Annotated in this window: 18 protein-coding genes; 11 read left to right on the top strand and 7 right to left on the bottom strand. The window is 57.7% G+C overall.

Annotation, left to right across the window (positions count from 1 at the left end):
- Positions 1-255 precede the first annotated feature (255 nt).
- On the top strand, positions 256-738 hold the full coding sequence (locus tag Q0106_RS01645; protein ID WP_297607993.1) for a DUF3455 domain-containing protein: 483 nt from the start codon (positions 256-258) through the stop codon (positions 736-738).
- Positions 739-864: 126 nt separating this feature from the next.
- On the top strand, positions 865-1,374 hold the full coding sequence (locus Q0106_RS01640; protein ID WP_152157489.1) for a DUF1801 domain-containing protein: 510 nt from the start codon (positions 865-867) through the stop codon (positions 1,372-1,374).
- Between the two features lie 69 nt (positions 1,375-1,443).
- Here the strand turns inward: Q0106_RS01640 and Q0106_RS01635 are convergent, their stop codons facing one another.
- Both Q0106_RS01635 and Q0106_RS01630 read right to left on the bottom strand, forming a co-directional pair.
- The gene (locus tag Q0106_RS01635; protein ID WP_297607990.1) at positions 1,444-2,361 is read right to left on the bottom strand and encodes an alpha/beta hydrolase; all 918 of its coding nucleotides are present in this window, start codon (positions 2,359-2,361) and stop codon (positions 1,444-1,446) included.
- A complete protein-coding gene (locus tag Q0106_RS01630; protein WP_297607987.1) occupies positions 2,358-3,638 on the bottom strand; it encodes a sigma 54-interacting transcriptional regulator in 1,281 nt (426 codons plus the stop codon). Before Q0106_RS01630 ends, Q0106_RS01635 begins: the two co-directional genes overlap by 4 nt.
- Positions 3,639-3,804: 166 nt before the next feature.
- On the opposite strand from Q0106_RS01630, the gene cydP reads away from it, so the two are divergent.
- From cydP to Q0106_RS01605, 5 genes are all read left to right on the top strand, one after another.
- Complete coding sequence (gene cydP / locus Q0106_RS01625) at positions 3,805-3,999, top strand: cytochrome oxidase putative small subunit CydP (RefSeq protein ID WP_139688364.1); 195 nt, start codon at positions 3,805-3,807, stop codon at positions 3,997-3,999.
- Positions 4,000-4,029: 30 nt separating this feature from the next.
- Positions 4,030-5,580, top strand: coding sequence for a cytochrome ubiquinol oxidase subunit I (locus tag Q0106_RS01620; protein ID WP_297607984.1), 1,551 nt, complete (start codon positions 4,030-4,032; stop codon positions 5,578-5,580).
- Between the two features lie 18 nt (positions 5,581-5,598).
- Complete coding sequence (gene cydB / locus Q0106_RS01615) at positions 5,599-6,738, top strand: cytochrome d ubiquinol oxidase subunit II (protein WP_297607981.1); 1,140 nt, start codon at positions 5,599-5,601, stop codon at positions 6,736-6,738.
- 167 nt (positions 6,739-6,905) lie between these two features.
- Complete coding sequence (locus Q0106_RS01610; protein ID WP_297607978.1) at positions 6,906-7,229, top strand: cyd operon YbgE family protein; 324 nt, start codon at positions 6,906-6,908, stop codon at positions 7,227-7,229.
- 2 nt (positions 7,230-7,231) lie between these two features.
- Positions 7,232-7,621 (top strand): hypothetical protein, encoded by a 390-nt coding sequence (locus Q0106_RS01605; RefSeq protein WP_297607975.1) that lies wholly within the window; start codon positions 7,232-7,234, stop codon positions 7,619-7,621.
- An 89-nt stretch (positions 7,622-7,710) separates the two neighbouring features.
- Here Q0106_RS01605 and Q0106_RS01600 read toward each other — a convergent pair whose 3' ends face one another.
- Complete coding sequence (locus Q0106_RS01600; protein WP_297607972.1) at positions 7,711-8,268, bottom strand: YaeQ family protein; 558 nt, start codon at positions 8,266-8,268, stop codon at positions 7,711-7,713.
- 83 nt (positions 8,269-8,351) lie between these two features.
- Positions 8,352-8,825: a hypothetical protein gene (locus tag Q0106_RS01595; RefSeq protein ID WP_297607969.1), complete on the bottom strand. Its 474-nt coding sequence runs from the start codon at positions 8,823-8,825 to the stop codon at positions 8,352-8,354.
- Positions 8,826-8,878: 53 nt separating this feature from the next.
- Here Q0106_RS01595 and Q0106_RS01590 point away from each other — a divergent pair, with 53 nt between their 5' ends.
- The 4 genes from Q0106_RS01590 to Q0106_RS01575 all read left to right on the top strand — a co-directional run bounded on the left by Q0106_RS01590 (position 8,879) and on the right by Q0106_RS01575 (position 13,041).
- Positions 8,879-9,421, top strand: coding sequence for a hypothetical protein (locus tag Q0106_RS01590; protein ID WP_297607966.1), 543 nt, complete (start codon positions 8,879-8,881; stop codon positions 9,419-9,421).
- Positions 9,402-10,058: a response regulator gene (locus Q0106_RS01585; protein ID WP_297607963.1), complete on the top strand. Its 657-nt coding sequence runs from the start codon at positions 9,402-9,404 to the stop codon at positions 10,056-10,058. The genes Q0106_RS01590 and Q0106_RS01585 overlap by 20 nt, the downstream gene beginning before the upstream one ends.
- Positions 10,059-10,081: 23 nt before the next feature.
- Positions 10,082-11,446, top strand: a complete 1,365-nt coding sequence (locus tag Q0106_RS01580; RefSeq protein ID WP_297607960.1) for an ATP-binding protein — start codon at positions 10,082-10,084, stop codon at positions 11,444-11,446.
- Positions 11,447-11,607: 161 nt separating this feature from the next.
- On the top strand, positions 11,608-13,041 hold the full coding sequence (locus Q0106_RS01575; RefSeq protein WP_297607957.1) for a DegQ family serine endoprotease: 1,434 nt from the start codon (positions 11,608-11,610) through the stop codon (positions 13,039-13,041).
- An 88-nt stretch (positions 13,042-13,129) separates the two neighbouring features.
- Here the strand turns inward: Q0106_RS01575 and Q0106_RS01570 are convergent, their stop codons facing one another.
- The 3 genes from Q0106_RS01570 to Q0106_RS01560 form a co-directional block, all read right to left on the bottom strand.
- Positions 13,130-13,786: a TetR/AcrR family transcriptional regulator gene (locus tag Q0106_RS01570; protein ID WP_297607954.1), complete on the bottom strand. Its 657-nt coding sequence runs from the start codon at positions 13,784-13,786 to the stop codon at positions 13,130-13,132.
- Positions 13,783-15,216 carry an efflux transporter outer membrane subunit gene (locus Q0106_RS01565; protein WP_297607951.1) on the bottom strand — a complete coding sequence of 478 codons (1,434 nt, stop codon included), beginning with the start codon at positions 15,214-15,216 and terminating at the stop codon, positions 13,783-13,785. The genes Q0106_RS01570 and Q0106_RS01565 overlap by 4 nt, the downstream gene beginning before the upstream one ends.
- Positions 15,217-15,325: 109 nt before the next feature.
- Positions 15,326-18,496, bottom strand: a complete 3,171-nt coding sequence (locus Q0106_RS01560; RefSeq protein WP_297607948.1) for an efflux RND transporter permease subunit — start codon at positions 18,494-18,496, stop codon at positions 15,326-15,328.
- Between the last annotated feature and the right edge of the window lie 4 nt (positions 18,497-18,500).

The raw sequence follows: 18,500 nt of genomic DNA, 5'->3' as shown, positions 1-18,500 counted from the left end.
CTGACGCAACCGGGGGTCCGGCCGGGTTGGCTCTGTCCGAAGCTGTCGCGCCGCCTGGAAAATGCAGTCAGCGATGCCGGGTCTGGATGCTTCCGACAGAGCGGGTTCTTTGAAATTGTTTTCTAGAGTTCCACTCTAGCAAGATTAACGAAGATTACGCGAGGCTTTTTCCGAAGGACACATTTCACGGAGCGGCATATTAAGGATGCTGCCGCTAGACTTTCGTGCATCACCTTCCTACTCTGAAGCATCCCTATGCGCGCCCTTTCCGCCCTGCTCGCGATCCTTCTACTCGCGAGCTGCACCACCATTCAGTTCACCCCCGATCCGCTGAAGGACGCTACAGCCGTCTACTCATGGGAAGCACGCGGACGAATGGTGTTTCAATGTTCCTATGATTCAGAAGGTTTTTTTTGGAATTTCGTACAAACGGAAGGCGAACTTCTGAATGACGCCGGGCAGCGCCAGGCAGTACTGCAGCCGAACTTCGGCATTACGGCCCGCGACGGATCTGCGGTCCACGCCAAAATCATCAGCCAGGGAGAACAGATCTCTCCCCGGGATCTGCGCACGGCCGTTTTTTCCGCCCAGTCCGAAGGCCGCGGGATCCTTGAAGGCATTCGCTACATCGCCCGCCGCCAGCCTTCCGGGGGCATGCCGCTCGTCACCTGCACGGCCTCTCAAAGAGGGCAGTATCTTCGGGTGCCGTTTCGCGCACGCTATGTGTTTTACCGCTGAGAAACAAAAACCTGACTGCCTGAGTCGGGAAAGCCCCCGTCCGGTTTGCTAAAATCTATTCTCTTGCGGCTTGCGAGCTCTCCCTGAGAGCCCGAAGCCTATATTTTTTTAGGGGGAAAAGTAGTCATGGTACCTGCAGCCACCACGGTGGGAGGCTATCTCCAGAGTCTGCCCAACGACCGCCGCGTTGCAATGGCCAGAGTCTGCAGCATGATCCGACGCTCCGCCCGAGGCGTGCGTGAAAGCATGCGCTTCGGTCTTGCCTTCTATGAGCTTGACGGTCCGATTTTTGCCGTCAAATCTCACGAGAAGTCTCTCATCCTCTATTACGCAGAAAAAGACGCTGCTGCCGGCAATGAGGAACGCTGGAAGGGACTTGATACCGAGCATCGCTCAATCGAGTTCAAGGATCTGAACTGCCTGCCGCTCGATGTTGTGGAAACCGTTGTCCGCAATTCGCTCAAGCTTCGCCGTGCAAGACCGGCAAGCGAGATGCCTTCTCAGAGCGAGCTTCTGGAGGTCTGGGGCATTCGCGAGGAAGACGCCGCTGTTGCGCCTCCCATTGTGCGCATCGTCGTCAATCACGATGAGGAAGGAGCCGGCGATGCTCCGGCAGGCGAACCTGCCGCCAAGTAACCGCAAATCGGCACTTGCACACTGGGAAAAGCCGCTCGAGGGAAATCTCGGCGGCTTTTTCTTTGCCGCTCAGAAATGCCGCCGCATCCAGTCCTCAACGACCGCGATCAGGTCCTGAAGGCATTCCGTTACCGGCCAGTGCCGGCATTTGAGCAGAACAAACTCTCCATCATTAAGCGCCCGGGCCTCACGGCGCATCGCCTCAGGATCCGTGTAGCTCCCGGAGGATGCCCCGATAATGAGCACGGGTTCTTTAAGCTTGGAAAGCTCCGGACTCGGACGGCCGACTTCCAGCAAATCGCGTCCGTAGTCCGCCATGTGGATATGCCCGAGATCGCGCCAGGGCGAGGAATACTCCTTCACAAAGGCTTCCAGCGCCGCTCCTCCTTCGGCAATCTTGAGCCGCGCAGCCTCGTCCCCTGTCCGGAGGTTGTAGGGCGGCAGCCGCCGCTGCAGATGAAGCTCACGGGAAACAATGCCGATTTTTTCCAGAAGAGCCGGCATCCAGCGCTTCCTTCGCATTTCAATCGCCTTCGGCGTCAGACAATTCGAAAGCAGCGGATCGAGGAGGATAAGTCCCTCGACGCGTTCGGGATACTTCGCAGCAAAATTCATTGCCACTGCGGCGCCCAGGCTATGACCGAGAATTACCGCGCGCCTGCGTCCGACGAGATCCATGAGAGCCGCAATGTCGCCGGCATGCGCTTCGAGCGTTCCGGCTGTACGCGAGGGGCTCGCCCCGTGACCGCGAAGATCGAAGCGCAGAATATCCCAGTCGTCCCTGAGCTTCGTTTTTTCCACGAATTCTTCCCAGCGCGAAGCATTGGAAGCCGCTCCGTGCACAAGGATGAGCAGTCCTCTGGCAGTTTTTCTTGCCTTTGCGAGTGCAGCGGCGATTGCCGCCTCGCCTCTCGAGATGCCAATGCGCTCCTCTCCTTCGGTCAGCCGAAAGAAAAGCCGCTCCTCGGGCCTCATCGACGCGGTCATTTTGTTCCTTTCTCCTTTTTTTGCTGCAGCTCTCTGGCTTCCTGAAGCCGGCGGTAAAGCGTACGCTCGGACAGCCCCATGCGGCGGGCGAGTCCCGCCCGGGTTCCCTGCCAGCGCGACTCTTCCTCCAGGAGCGTATCGCCGCAGACATCTTCTGCTGAAAGCTCCGAATAGCGCGGAGCTTCAAGATCGGCAGGACGAATTTTCCTTCCGCCTGCAAGAAGCTGCGCACGCATGAGCGCACATTCAAGCTCGCGAATATTACCCGGCCAGCTGCGCTTGAGAAGAAGCGCCAGAACCTCGGACGATATTTCCGCGGATTCACCGTCTCCCGTGCGACGCAGAATGAGTTCTGCGAGCTCCCCGATATCTTCGCGCCGATCCTTGAGGGGCGGCACATCAATGCGCGCAACGCAAAGCCTAAGCCACAAATCCTCCCTCAGCACTCCCGACTCCACAAGCCTGTCCGGATCCCTGGCATTGGTCGAACAGACAACACGCCAATCGAGCGCAACACTCTGCGCACTTCCGGCCTCACGCACGAAGCCCGATTCCAGAAGCGTCAGGAGGCGCCTTTGAAGCCCCGGAGTAAGCGCAGATATTTCATCAAAATAAAGCGTCCCGCCCGGGCGGGACGCCAAGCCTCCCGTCCGTGATCCGCCGAGTTTTGCCGATCTGCCGAGAAGCTCGTCCTCAAATCGTTCATCCGTAAGCGCAGTGCAGTCGAGCTTCACGAGCGCATTCACCGCTCTTCGGGAATTCTCATGCAGAAAACGCGTGAAGCTTTGCTTGCCGCATCCGCCGGGCCCGCAGAAAAGCACCGGCACATTAAGAGCAGCTACGCGGGCAATGGCGTTGAGCACGCGCCTTGTTGCCGGACTGCGGGCCACAATGCCCTCGCGAAGGGCAGCATTCTGCGCATCATCACGGATGCGGATGCGCTCCATAAAGTAAACAGGACTTCCGTCTGCCGCAGCGACGGGCACCGATTCCAGCTCAAGGAATCGTTCGCCCCCAGGCACGAGCTCCCTTTCGAGCGCCCGCTCAACCTGCCGGGAAAAGACGGATTTGTCCATCGGACAAATCCGTCCGCAGCTTCCGCAGGGGTTGAGGTCATGAAAGACCAGCTCATGACATTTCCGCCCCTCAAAATCATCAATGCCGAATTTTTGCCGGAAAGCACGATTCGCATAAGCCACGGTGTAATCCGATCTTACGAGGAGCCTCGGATCCTCAAGCGCATCAAGAATGCCCTGAAATTCTGCACTTACTGCCATTTCGAACTGCCAAAGTCCGCCAAATTATGATTTTGGCAGTCTGACAGTTCCATTTAACATCGTCAAGCCGTAAACGAAAGGCGCCAAATATAGGAGTTCCCCCAAAGCGCTCATTAAGATGTAGGCACGAAAAAGCCGCCTTCAGCGAAATCAATCGGAGCAACTGATGGACAACACCACAGACCGCCGCCGGCGTCCCGGACTTCTCGCCGAAATCATTCTGGTCGTCGCGGTCAAGCTCTTTCTCATTTTCTGTCTTTGGTACCTGTTCTTCAGCCCTGAACACCGGACTGACGTCACCCCGCAGAAGATGGGGGATGCGCTTCTCGGCGCTCCGGCGGCAACCTCGGAACCCCGCTAACAACTCTCAAAACCACATCAGGAGTCTCAAGTGATCTCAACTGATCTTGTTGACCTGTCACGCCTGCAGTTTGCGTTGACCGCGATGTACCACTTCATTTTTGTGCCGCTTACGCTCGGACTGTCGTTCCTGCTGGTGGTCATGGAAGTGACGTATGTCCTCACGGGCAAAGAGATGTACAAGGACATGACCCGCTTCTGGGGCAAGCTCTTCGGCATCAACTTCGCCCTCGGCGTCGCCACCGGCATTACGATGGAATTCCAGTTCGGCACGAACTGGGCCTACTACTCTCACTATGTAGGCGACATTTTCGGCGCACCGCTCGCCATTGAAGGCCTGATGGCCTTCTTCCTTGAGTCGACCTTCATCGGCCTCTTCTTCTTCGGCTGGGACCGCCTGTCGAAAGGCAAGCACCTTTTTGCCACGATCATGATGGCGCTCGGCTCCAACCTCTCAGCGCTCTGGATTCTTGTCGCCAACGGCTGGATGATGTATCCGACCGGCGCGGAATTCAATTTCGAAACCATGCGCATGGAGATGACCAACTTCTGGGCCGTCTTCACGAGCGAATGGGCTCAGGCTAAGTTCGTCCACACGGTTGCCGGCGGCTACATGACGGGCGCCATGTTCGTGATGGCCGTTTCCGCCTACTATCTCCTCAAGCGCCAGGACGTCAAGTTCGCCGCTTCGTCCTTCCGCCTTGCCGCCGCATTCGGCATCGTCTCGAGCATTCTGACGATCCACATGGGCGACGAATCGGGCTTTCTCGTGACGCGCGACCAGCCCACCAAGATTGCCGCCATGGAAGCGACCTGGGACACCCACGAGGCTCCGGCTCCGCTTACGCTTTTTGCGATCCCCAATGAAGCCGAACAGAAAAACGCCATGGAAATCAGCATTCCCTGGGTGTTTGGTCTGATGGGCACGCGTTCGCTGTCCACGGAAATTCCTGGCATCAAGCAGCTTGAAGCCCAGGCTGAAGAGCGCATCAAGAACGGCCAGAAAGCCGTTGCGACTCTGGAAGCGCTCCGCAAGGACCCGAAGAATGAAGCTCTGCGCACTGAATTCAAGGCGCTGCAGCCCGACCTCGGCTTCGGCCTTCTTCTGAAGCGCTATACCGAAGACGTCACGCAGGCCACGCCTGAAATGATCAAGCAGGCCGCTCAGGATACGACGCCGCAGGTTGCGCCGATGTTCTGGAGCTTCAGGCTGATGATCAGCTGCGGCCTCGGCATGGCGCTCATCTTCGTGCTCGGCCTTGTCTTCTCCATGAAGAAGACTCTCCAGAATCAGCCGCTCTACCTGCGCCTCACGCTCCTGGCGCTCCCGCTGCCCTGGATTGCCTGTGAAGCAGGCTGGTTTGTCGCTGAATACGGCCGTCAGCCCTGGACCATTTACAACATCCTGCCGACGCACCTCTCTGTTTCGTCCCTCTCCACGGGCGACCTGATCGGTTCGATCCTCGGCTTTGTTGTTCTCTATACGCTCATGCTCATCGCCGAAATGTGGCTGATGATCCGCTTCAGCCGCAAGGGTCCGAGCTCGCTCGGCACCGGCCGCTATCACTTCGAGCAGAAGTAACCCGGGAGCATTGACAAAATGATCGATTATGAAATTCTGAAAGTCATCTGGTGGCTCTTCATCGGCGTGCTCCTCACGGGCTTCGCCGTGATGGATGGTCACGACATGGGCGTCGGCTCGCTGCTGCCTTTCCTCGGCAAGAACGACAATGAACGCCGCGTGATGATCAATTCCGTCGCTCCGCACTGGGACGGCAATCAGGTGTGGCTCATCACGGGCGGCGGCGCCATGTTCGCTGCCTGGCCGATGATGTACGCCGTGGCTTTTTCGGGCTTCTACTGGGCAATGCTTGTCATTCTCGCTGCGCTCATGTTCCGCCCGCTCGCCTTCGACTACCGCAGCAAGGTGGCTGCTACCCGCTGGCGCACCACCTGGGACTGGCTCCTCTTTATCGGATCGGCTGTTCCTCCGGTGATCTGCGGCGTTGCGTTCGGCAATCTCCTTCAGGGCGTGCCCTTTGAAATTGATGCAACGATGCGCCCGATCTATACGGGGAGCTTCTTCGGCCTTCTCAATCCGTTCGGGCTGCTCTGCGGCGTGCTCGCGCTTCTGATGGTCGTCTTCCACGGCGCCAACTACCTGGCGCTTCGTACGGAGGGCGACCTCCATGACCGGGCCGTCAAGGTTTCCGGCATTGCCGGCATCCTCACGGCAGTGCTCTTCGTGCTGGGCGGCATCTGGGTCTACATGGGAATTGACGGCTATGTCGCAACTGCCGGTCTTGATCCTGCCGGCCCGGCGAATCCCCTTGCGAAGACGGTTGAAGTTCAGGCCGGCGCCTGGTTCGCCAACTACAGCGCCCTGCCTATCCTCTGGATCGTCCCCGTGCTCGGCATTGCCGGCGCGCTTCTGGGCTCGGTACTCGTAAAGAAGGGCCGCATCTGGCCGGCGATCTTCTGCTCCTCCGCAGCGATCCTCGGCATCGTCCTCACGCCGCTTATTTCGATGTTCCCCTTCGTGATGCCGTCCTCGACGATGTTCAATGCCGGCCTCACCATCTGGGACTGCACGAGCTCTCAGCTCACGCTTGAGATCATGCTTTTCGTCACGCTCATCTTCCTGCCTATCGTGGTTTTCTACACGTCCTGGGCCTATCGCGTGATGAGCGGCAAGCTCAATGCCTCGTACATCGAAAAGAACACGCACTCCCTTTACTAATTGACCGTCTCTGAGTCTTCAATTCCGAACTGCCTTCAAAAGGGGCAGTCCGGGATTGAAGGCGGATCGTTCACAGGAGTTCAACACCATGTCTTACTTCTACTGGATTGCAGGCCTCTCCTGCGCAGTTCTCCTTGCGGCAACGCTTGAAAGCTACGCATCGCGCAATGACGACTAATCTTGAAAAGCCTCTGGAGCGCATTCACGGAAGCGCCGGCGAGAAGAAAAGCTGTTCGTCTTTTCTGAGAGTTCTTTCACTTCTCGCCGCGCTTGCATGTGCCGCGCTCGTCATTCTTTATCCGCGGGCGATTGCTCATGATGCAGCCGGCGTTCCTCACGGCTTTTTGGTCGGCATGCTCATCGGCATGAGCATTCTCTGGGTCTATGGCTTCGGCTTCATTCCGCGCCATCCGCTCATTCGCCGTATTTTTTCGCCGCTCGTCGGCTGGGCGCTGCTGCTCGGCTTCGGTGCGGCCGTTTTTCTCCATTGACCATGCCAGAACAGTCCTCTCTTTACGCCGCCATTGGCGGCGAGGACGGCATTGCAAGGCTTGTCGCTTCATATGTGCGCATACTGAAGGACGATCCTTCCTTCGGACAGCTGAGAGCGCTTTATACGCCTGAGGGCATCAAACGCTACGACAGCCGCATGCGCGAATTTCTTTCCGGCTGGCTTGGGGGACCTGCGCTCTATCAGGAGCGTCACGGACTGCCCATGCTGAGGGAATCGCATCGCGCGATTCCGATCGACCGGGCGCTCATGCAGGAATGGATGCGCGTGATGCGCATGGCGCTCAATGAGGCAGTCGCCGATCCGGCTCTGCGGCTTCGTCTTGAAGGCGCCTTTGCCCGGATGTCGGAAAGCCTCATCAATCAGCGCTGAAAGCAAACCTTCCGCAATGCTCTAGACGCGAAAACCCGTTCCCTTGTGATGAGGAAACGGGTTTTCGTATATTGGGGCCAATTCGTCCGTCAGGTCCAGCGCTGGGTTTCACGCTTGAGATATTCCGGGTTGATCTGCACGTCAGCAGTATCGCTGTTTACCCAGATAACGCTGTCCTGAATGGTGACGGCAAACTTCATGCTTCGTGACGCCATCGCGGCAAGCGCATCTGCCTCAGCATCAGGAATAAAAATGACCGTCAGCTTGTCGATTTTCGAGAGCTCTCCCTTTACAGATTCCCACCAGGGCTTTGTCCGCGCCTCATCGTATGCGAGAACAAGCACATGCTCGCTTTTGCCTGCCGCCTTGCGCACGGTTCGTACGTCGGGCGCCCCAAGCTCCACCCACTCAATGATGGCCCCGGTGTCGTCCGTTTCCCAAAGTGCCGGTTCACCCTCAGAAGACAGGCCTCGACCGAATTCGAGATGTTCTCCGGCGCGCACGCACCAGGCGAGGACGCGCAGCATCAGGCGTTTTTCCGTTTCCGAAGGATGTCGGGCAATCGTGAGCACAGGCTGCCCGTACCATCCCCGATCCAGATTCGAGATGGAAAGCTGCGCCTTGTAGACCATTGCTCCGAGAGCCATGAAAACTCACTCCTTAAGGAATTTGCGAGGGAATTCTTCAGTATAGCGTTACTGCACTCCACCGGCCTTCAAATCCCCCGGGATCAATTCATGGGCATCGACTCGCGCCGCACGAGCCGCTTCCAGCCATAAAGAATCCGGTAGGAAACCCAGATGCCGAGCACGAGCAAACCGCCGATCAGCGTGAAAAATCCAATGCCAACAAAAGCAAGCGGCATCGAAATGATGTAAATAAGGATCATCCAGAGAAACGCGTACCAGAACGTACGGATCTGCCAGGAGAAGTGCGAAGCTACAAAAGTCCCGCGGGCATCGGAACGGAAGATATAGTTGATGATGACGGCAAGGATGGATGGTCCGGAAAAAACAAAAGCTCCGGCAATGGAAAGTCCTGCCGTAAGAAGTCCCGTCAGTATGGAAATGCTGTGGAGCCCGTAAACAATGTGGGCGACGGTGACTGTTCCGGATGCGGGCTCAACATAATCCTCAGGCCGATCACGATGTTCAATATCCACTATCTCGTTCGGATCGCGACGGGCATAGCGCTTCTCTGGCATGCTTCTTCTTCCTATTTGATCTGCGGGAAGCTCTTTTCCCGAGTCTCAATATTATGGTAGCTGCACTCTCAGATTGGTCTACGGCTGCGGTTTTTGCCGCTGCGCTGTTGTCTCCCGGATGGGGCGCGCTGCTCGCCGGCGGTTTTTCCTGGGTGTTTGCATCGAGCCCCGAACTCCTCGGAATATGCGCCGCTGCCGGCGGTTTTCTGCGGGATGCCGGCATCTATGCGATTCTTCGCCGTCACAATGCAGAAAAGGGAAAAATGCCTGCAGGAGGCTTTTCGCTGTTTTCATGCATCGCGTTACAATCGATTCACCTTTTTCGACCGGATCTAGCGCGCCGAGCCGCTGCCGACTGCGTTCCGAGTCTTCGCTTTTGCGGAGCTCTCGCCGCAGGTTCCTGCCTTGGAGCCCTTGTAGGCGCCTTCATCGCCTACTTTGGCCTTGCCGCATATTTCGGCGGCTGGGGCCGCGAATCCGCCTATCCCATACTTACCGGCCTCATTGTGCTTGCGCTTCTCATTGCTGAAACGTGGCGCATAGTGCTTGAGCGCCTGATTCTGAGATATCGTTTACATGAGAATTCTCCTCGTTGAAGATGACGACATGATCGGCGAAAGCGTCGTCGCCGGCCTTGAATGCGAAGGCCATGCCGTTGACTGGGTCCGGGACGGCAACTCCGCGCTTTTAGCTCTCAATACGACAGAGTTTTCACTCGTCATACTTGACCTCGGCCTTCCCGGCAAGGATGGCCTGCAGGTTCTCAAGGAAATGCGCGCCAAGCGCAACGCGACGCCTGTTCTCGTCACGACCGCCCGGGACACGGTTGACGACCGCATCCGCGGCCTTGATATGGGCGCTGACGACTACCTTGTCAAACCGTACGATCTTGATGAGCTTTCGGCGCGCATCCGCGCGCTGCTGAGGCGTTCCGCAGGCCGTGCCGACCCGATCCTGGAGCGCGGCGAACTCCGGATTTCACCTCATACGCGTGAGGTGACCTATCGCGGGGAACCCGTCATTCTCTCGTCGAAGGAATACGCGCTTCTCTTTGCACTTGCTGAACGACAGGGCGTTGTCTGGAGCCGTTCCCAGCTCGAGGAAAAGCTCTACAACTGGGACAATACGGTAGGATCGAACGCCATTGAAGTTCACATCCACCACCTGCGCAAGAAGCTTTCCGACAGCGCCATCAAAACTGTCCGCGGCGTAGGCTATCTGCTTGAAACCTAGTTGCCTGACACAAAGGGCCAAGCATGACCTCCATTCGCAGGAAGCTCCTCTTTACGCTGCTTCTGGCGCTTCTGGCTGCCGGATTCACGACAGCCACCGCCACCTTTTTCTCCGCGCAGGCGGAGTTCAATGAATTTCTGGACTCTCATCTGCGCGAAACCGCGGAGTCGCTCGGCGACTCCGTGCGGCACAGCATGCCTACCAAGGAGCCAGAGCACCTGACCATCATCGGTGATGCGCCGAGCTACCGCGTCATCGTGCAAGTCTACGATTCTGCGCACAACAGTCTCTGGCAGCGGGAGGGAGCGCCTGCCATGCCGCTTCCCGAAGGTCCCGGCTTCGGCCTCGTCAAAGTTGAGGGGAAAACCTGGCGGACTTATTCCGTCGCCGTCGGTCCGCTGGTCATCACTGCGGGGCAGGATCTGGAAGTGCGCACATCACTCGCTGCCACAGCTGCCTTCCGCATCCTTCAGCCGCTCTGTCTGCTTCTTCCCTTCATCGCCATCGCGGTTTGGATTGTTGTCGGGAGCGGCCTCGCTCCGCTCGAAAAAACCGCTCGATCCGTAGCGCGCCGTTCGCCGACATCTCTTGAACCGCTCTCTACCAAAGGGCTCCCGGCAGAGCTCGCGAGTCTGGTAAACGCCATCAACGATCTTCTGCGGCGCCTCGCAGACAGCCTCTCAGCTCAGCAGCGATTTGCGTCCGATGCTGCGCATGAACTGCGCACGCCTCTTACTGCGCTGAAACTCCAGGTTCAGCTGGCTCAAAGAGCAAAAACGCCCGAAGCGCAGCAGAAATGCTTCTCCCGCCTCAACGAAGGGATTAACCGGGCAACACGCCTTGTGCAGCAACTTCTCACCATTGCCCGTCTTGATCCGGACGCGTCCAAAAAGCCGATGACGACCATCAATCTCTCTGAACTGGTCAAAAGCGTGAGGGACGACATGGCGCCCATTGCGGCTCAGAAGCACATAGAAATCACGGAGGATGCCCGCCCTGCCATGCTCGACGGCATGGAGGATGCCATTCGTCTGATGGTTACCAACCTGACGGACAACGCGATCCGCTATACGCCTGAGGGAGGACGCATTGAAATCACGTCCTCCACCGAACACGGTCTCTCCGTGCTGCGCGTCTGCGACAACGGCCCTGGCATTGCCCCTGAAGAACGCAGCCGGGTTTTCGACCGCTTCTACCGCGCCCTCGGCACCAAAACGTCCGGTACGGGCCTGGGCCTCGCCATCGTGAAGCGCATTGTCGACATTCATCACGGCACTGTTGAGATCGAGGACGGTCTTGATGGGCGAGGAACCATCTTCAAACTTTCCTTCCCTCCGCTCGGAGCCTCATCTCCCCACAATGCCGCGGTACCATCCAGCCGCATCTGAAGATGTTCCTCTCACCTCTTCTGTTACAAATTTAACCGGGCCAAAACACGCTTTACTCTAGTGTTTCTGAAGGATTTCGCTCCCTCAGGTAGAGTTTCTGCTATTAGAAACATAGAGAACCGGTCGATGCACCCGGCATCAGGCTAAGAGGAGCCTTTTTCATGAAGTTGTTCACTAAGACCACGCTTGCTGCTGCTCTCAGCGCAGCGCTGATCCTTGCCGCCCCGCTTTCTGCCAGCGCGGCAGACTCCGAGCAGCAGACTGCCCAGTCTGTTGCTCAGCTTCCCAATTTCGTCAAGCTGGTTGAAGACAACGGCCCCGGCGTCGTCAACATTTCCGTCATTAAGAATGCCCGTACGGTTTCTGTTCCTTTCGGCATCCCCGGAATGGATGAACGCCATGCGGACATCTTCCGCCGTTTCGGCTTCCCCATGCCTTTCGGCGGCGGTGAAGAGGAAATTCCCGAGCAGCGCGGTACCGGGTCGGGCTTCATCATTTCCGATGACGGCCTCATCATGACGAATGCGCATGTTGTTGAAGGAGCGGACCGTATTGTCGTTCGACTCACCGACAAGCGCGAATTCACCGGCAAAGTGCTCGGCACCGACAAGCAGACCGACATCGCCATCGTCAAGATTGACGCCAAGAATCTGCCTGTTCTCAAGATCGGCGATTCGCAGAAGCTTAAGGTCGGCGAATGGGTGGCAGCCATCGGCAGCCCCTTTGGACTCGACAATACGGTGACCGCCGGCATCGTCTCCGCTCTTTCGCGCAATCTGCCTACAGATCAGTACGTTCCCTTTATTCAGACCGACGTTGCCGTTAATCCGGGCAATTCGGGCGGCCCGCTCTTCAATATGGCGGGCGAGGTGGTCGGCATCAATTCGCAGATCTTCTCGACTTCCGGCGGCTTCATGGGCCTCTCCTTTGCCATTCCGATCGATCTTGCCATGCAGATCAAGGATCAGCTCGTGAAGGACGGCCGCGTCACCCGCGGCTACGTTGGCGTCTACATCCAGCAAATCACCCAGGAACTGGCTGACTCCTTTGCGCTTAAGACGCCTGAAGGCGCTCTGGTGACGAAGGTCGAAAAGGGCAGCCCGGCAGAGAAGGCCGGACTCAAGGCGGGCGACGTCATTACGGAGTTCAACGGCAAGAAGATTACGTCCTCCGTGTCGCTCCCGATGCTCGTTTCCTCGGTTCGCCCCGGCACCAAGGCTGAACTTACGGTGATCCGCGACAAGAAGGAGCAAAAGCTCTCCATCACCATCGGCACCAATCCCAATTCGGATCAGTCTGCCGGCGGCGCAGCCAAGGAAAACGGACACCGTCTCGGCATTGAAGGCCGCATCCTCACGGATGAGGAAAGCCGTGAAGCCGACACGACGGGGCTTCTCATCACCAAGGTGGGCAAGTTCGCCTCTTCCGTTGGTCTTGCCCCGGGCGACATCATCGTGAGCGCCAATGGCAAGCTTGTAAAGAGCGCAGAAGATCTTCAAAAGGCTTGCCGCGAGGACAAGGTGCTTCTTCTCGTACAGCGCGATGGAGGCCGCATCTTCATCCCGGTCCGCTTCGATAAGGACCAGAAGAAGTAATCTCCTATCGGACCAGCATTGAAAAATCCCCCGTTCTTGCCGAAGACCGGGGGATTTTTTTCGTTAGCCGTCTGTGGAATGACCTGGGTCAGCGTTCAAATACGTCTTCAAACATCTTTCCCTGAGCCTTAGCCTGATCCCAGCGCCAGAGAACGCGCAGACGCTCAATGGCGCAGTCCCGCATAAGCTTGCGGTTCATTGTGGGGTTGAAAAGAAGCGAACCTCTCAGCCCCTCAAGATAAGATCGCACGGAGACGATCCGTACCTCCATTTCCTCATCCGTCACGTCAACATTGCAGTTCGGATCATGACGAATGACGTCAATCACGTGTTCGCAAACACGGCGATTGGCCGCAACGCAGATATCAAGCACCCGGGGGTTCACCAGCGCTTCACTCGCAATGAAGATCGAGAGGCGCATCGACTCGGGATCCATGTAGGCATCCACAAGTACCGAAATCTGCCTCAGCACGCGCTCCTCATGCTTTTCGCCAGGGATCTCCTCCGCCGACCGCGTGACAGTCGCAAGGAAGCGGGAAGTCTGGCGTTCAACAAGCGCCTCCACAATTTCTTCTTTATTTGTGAAGTAATTGTATATATTTCCGAGGCTATTCCCGCTTTCACGGGCAATATCGCGAAGCTTCAGCTGATGGAGGCCGGCAGCAAACACGCAGCGCTCAGCAGCATCAACGATTTCCTCGCGATGCTGCTGCTGCGCCTCAGATGCTTCTTTTGCCGCGCTCACTCGGACACCTTGCCGTCAGCCGCAGCCGGCTGAGCGATCCGCGTGCCGCCGCCGAGGACCTTGTAAAGCGTCACCATGCTGGAGGCCCGGGCAAGTTCCGCCGTAATCAGCTGCTGATCGGCAGACACTTTGGCACGCTGCGCATCAAGCACTTCCGTGTAGGCAGCCGCACCGTGCTTGTAGCGGGAGCTGGAGAGCTCATAGGCGCGTCCGGCAGCTTCTGCATAGTCGCGACGGGCCGCAAGTTCGCGCTCAACCGTGCCTTCCGTAGCGAGTGCATCAGCAACTTCGCGGAAAGCCGTTTGAATCGACTTTTCGTAGGTGGCCGCGGCAATCTGCTGCGACGCTTCCGCGGCACGCAGATTAGCGAGGTTGGCGCCGCCCGTGAAGATCGGAAGAGAAATGCTCGGAGCAAAATTCCAGATGCCGGTACCCTTGGCAAAAAGGTCGCTCAGATGCATCGCTCCTCCGGTGGAGCCCGCAGCGGCAGTGAGCGAAATGCTCGGAAAGAAGGCAGCCCGAGCCACGCCGATATTGGCATTGGCAGCAATCATGCCGCGCTCTGCGCTCATGATGTCGGGGCGGTTCAGCAGCACCTCGCTCGGCACGCCTTCAGGAATTGAGGCAGGCAAAGTGCTGTCGAGCACCAGCGTCTCCGGCAGGAGCGCCTCGTCGACCTTGGCGCCGACGAGAAGTTCCAGAGCATTGCGGTCCTGTGCAACCTGACGGACGTACGAGGCAATCTGCGCGCGGGCGGCGGCCACAGTGGTGCGCGCCTGCTCATAGTCAAGCTGGCTTGCGGCGCCGTACTTGTAGCTTTCTTCGACAAGACGGAAGCTTTCTTCCTGACTCTTAAGCGTCTCCTCCTGGAGCGTCAGCTGAGCGCGATCGGCAGAAAGCGTAAGCCACGCCATGGCGACCTCAGCGATGAGCGAGCCCTGGGATGTGCGCTGTGCATCCTCGCTCTGCAGGTAGCTCTGCAGCGACTGTTCGGTTAGATTGCGCACGCGCCCGAAGAAATCCAGCTCATAACTCGACATCGCAAGCTGCGCAGTGTACGAGTGTGTCGCAGACATGCCCCCGCGCACATCAGACGCCGTGTTGGAAGCTCGCGCCGCAACGGTCGGGAAAAGTTCAGCACGCTGCACGCCGTAAAGCGCACGAGCCTTTTCAACATTGAGCGCACTTATTCTCAGATCGCGGTTATTCGCGAGTGCGAGCTCAATTACCTTGTGCAGGCGTTCATCGCGAATAAAGTCCTGCCACTCAGGGAGCGACTCGCGCTTCATTTCACTCGTTTTATAAGACTCGCCCATCGGCCATTGGTCAGCGACAGGAGCAGCCGGACGTTCGTACTCGGGAGCCAGATTGACGCACCCCGAAAGAATCATGGCAGCCGCCAGCGGAAGAATCGGCAGAAGTTTTTTCATGTTTTGCTGCTGTCCTCTAGGACAGATTCCATCATTGAAAATGAGTTCGGTCTTCTGAGGCGTCTTCCTCCAGGAAATCCGGAGGAAAACGCCCCTGAAGAAGGCCTTATCAGACTGCGGCGGTTTCAGTTGCTGCCTTTGCAGCAGGTTTCCCGGGCTTGCCGGAAATCCTGTGCGAAATGCGGCTGATGAAGACAAAGAAGGCCGGAACGAATGCCACGCAAAGCACCGTACCCGTAATCATGCCCCCAAGCACGCCCACGCCAATAGCGTTCTGAGCGCCCGAACCGGCACCATGCGCAACCGTAAGCGGCAGCACGCCAAGACCGAAAGCAAGCGACGTCATCAGAATCGGACGCAGACGGAGCTCAACCGCATGCAGAGCCGAATGCACAACATCCTCACCCTGCTCGAGCAGATCCTTCGCGAACTCGACGATCAGAATGGCATTCTTACTCACGAGTCCCATCGTCGTCAGCATGCCCACCTTGAAGTAGACGTCATTGTTCATGTCGAGGATCCACGTGAGGCCCAGAGCGCCCACAATGCCGCACGGAATGACGAGGAGGACCGCAATCGGCACGGACCAGCTTTCATACAACGCAGCAAGGCAGAGGAACACCACGAGGAGCGAAATTGCATACAGCGCCGCTTCCTGCGAACCCGCCTGACGTTCCTGATACGAAACGCCGTTCCACGAAATCGTGTATCCCTCCGGGAAGGTCTTCTGCGCGATTTCCTCAACGGCCTTCATCGCATCGCCAGAGGAAACACCCTTGGCGGGGCTGCCCTGAATATTGATGGAAGAAAGTCCATTGAAGCGCTCGAGGTTCGGGCTGCCGTAATCCCAGGACATCGTCATGAATGCCGAGAAGGGAACCATTTCACCCTTATCGTTGCGCACATGCCAGCGCTTCAGATCATCGGGCTGCATGCGGGCAGCCTGATTGCCCTGAACCCAGACCTGCTTCACGCGGCCGCGATCCAGAAAGTCGTTGACGTAGGAACCGGCAAGAGCCGTAGAAATGGTGGAATTGACGCCCGAAATATCAAGACCGAGTGCAGAAAGCTTCTCGTAGTCGAGATTCAGCTTCATCTGCGCAGTGTCATCCATGCCGTTGTGGCGAACCATCGTCAGCCGGGGATCCTGATGCGCTGCGGCAAGGAATTTGTTCCTCACTTCCATCAGTTTCTGGTGTCCCTGACCCTTCTGATCCTGAATGAAGAAGTCGAAGCCGTCCGCAACGCCGAGTTCCGGCACAGCCGGGAGCGGGAAGACAAACGTACTCGCATTCTTAAATTCAGGCGACATCATGAAGGCGCCCATAGCACGGCCCTGAATGGCTTCCACGCTCTGGGAAGCATTCGGGCGTTCAGCCCAGTCCTTGAGCTTCAGGAAGCCCAGCGCCATGTTCTGTCCGGAACCGGCGAATGAGAAGCCGCGCACGGCAAAGAAGCTGTCGAGCGTCTCCTGTTCCGTCTTCTGCAGGAATCCTTCCACGCGACGAAGCTCATGGTCCGTACGCTCCATCGTAGCCCCCTGCGGAAGCTGCATCGTGAGGAGCGCTACGCCCTGGTCTTCTGCCGGCATGAACCCGGTCGGAAGCTTGATGAAGCCGATCACCATAGCGGCGACCACAGCGGCGTAGCTGACGACAAGCAGAAGCGGGTGATGAATGAACCCCGCCACGGCGTCGCGAACAGCAATCGTCAGAGCTTCGAAGCCGCGATTGAACCAGCCGAAGAAGCCTCCCTTGCCCATGTGGTGCTCATGGTCCACCGGCTTGAGAATCTTCGCGCAGAGAGCAGGCGTCAGCGTCAGCGCGATGACAACTGAAAGCGCCATTGCAGAAACAATGGTGATCGAGAACTGGCGGTAAATCACGCCGGTCGAACCGCCGAAGAATGCCATCGGCACAAACACGGCCGAAAGCACCATGGCGATGCCCACCAGAGCGCCGGTAATCTGCCCCATGGACTTCACCGTCGCGTCATAGGGGCTCGAACCGTCCTCGCGCATCACGCGTTCAACGTTCTCCACCACCACAATGGCATCGTCCACCAGAAGACCAATCGCAAGCACCATGGCGAACATGGTGAGCATATTGATGGAGAAGCCCGTAATGGAGAGCATGCCGAAAGTACCCAGAAGCACCACCGGCACCGCAATCGTCGGGATGATCGTGGCGCGCCAGTTCTGCAGGAAGAGGAACATCACGAACACAACGAGGATGATGGCCTCAACGAGCGTCTTCACAACTTCATGAAGCGCAGCGCGCACGAAGGGCGTGGTATCGAACGGAACCACAGCCTCGACGCCCGCCGGCAGCAGGTGCTTAAGCTCTTCAACGCGCTCCATCACCGCAGCCTGAGTTTCAAGCGCATTGGAGCCGGAGGCAAGCTTCACGGCAATGCCCGAACTGGGGTAGCCCTGATACGTGCCGAAGGCCGTGTAGGACTGCTGACCGAGAGCCACTTCCGCCACATCGCGCAGATACACGTTGGCGCCTTCATCGGTCACCTTGAGCAGAATATTGCGGAACTGCTCCGGCGTCTGCAGCAGACTTGACGAAGAAATCGTCGCCGTAAATTCCTGCTTGCCGTCAGTAGGCTGACCCGCCAGGCTGCCCGTGGAAACCTGAGCATTCTGCGCAGAGATCGCAGCCGTGATGTCCGAAGGATTGAGCTTGTACTTAACGAGCTTGTCCGGATCAAGCCAGACGCGCATTGCATAAGACGAGCCGAAGACCTGCACTTCGCCCACGCCGCTCACGCGCGAGAGCGGCTCCTTGATGCTTGACTCAAGGAAGTCGCCAAGGTCGCCCGACGTCATGGACGGGTCCTTGCTCATGAAGCCCACAACCATCAGGAAGTTGGCCGACGTTTTCTGAATTTCGACGCCGAGCTGCTGAACCACCTGCGGCAGAGATGTCAGGGCAGTCTGAATCTTATTCTGCACCTGCACCTGTGCCATATCCGGATTGGTGCCCGCCTCAAAGGTCACGGTGATGCTCACGCGGCCCGCTGAGTCGGAGGTCGAATTCATGTAGAGATAGCCGTCAAGACCCGTAAGGTTCTGCTCAATGATCTGAGTAACGGTGTTCTCAATCGTCTCGGCCGAAGCACCCGGATAGGTTGCAGTGATGCTCACCTGCGGAGGTGCAATCTGCGGATACTGACTCACCGGCAGCGTCTCGATGGAGAGCAGGCCTGCGAGCATGATCACGATTGCAATCACCCAAGAGAAGACCGGGCGATCAATAAAAAAACGCGAAAACATGAAT

Source organism: uncultured Sutterella sp. (assembly GCF_937923675.1).
In the GTDB taxonomy this organism is placed as follows: domain Bacteria; phylum Pseudomonadota; class Gammaproteobacteria; order Burkholderiales; family Burkholderiaceae_F; genus Sutterella.
The sequence above is the reverse complement of the archived record's forward strand: the minus strand, read 5'-3'. Positions and strand labels throughout refer to the sequence as shown.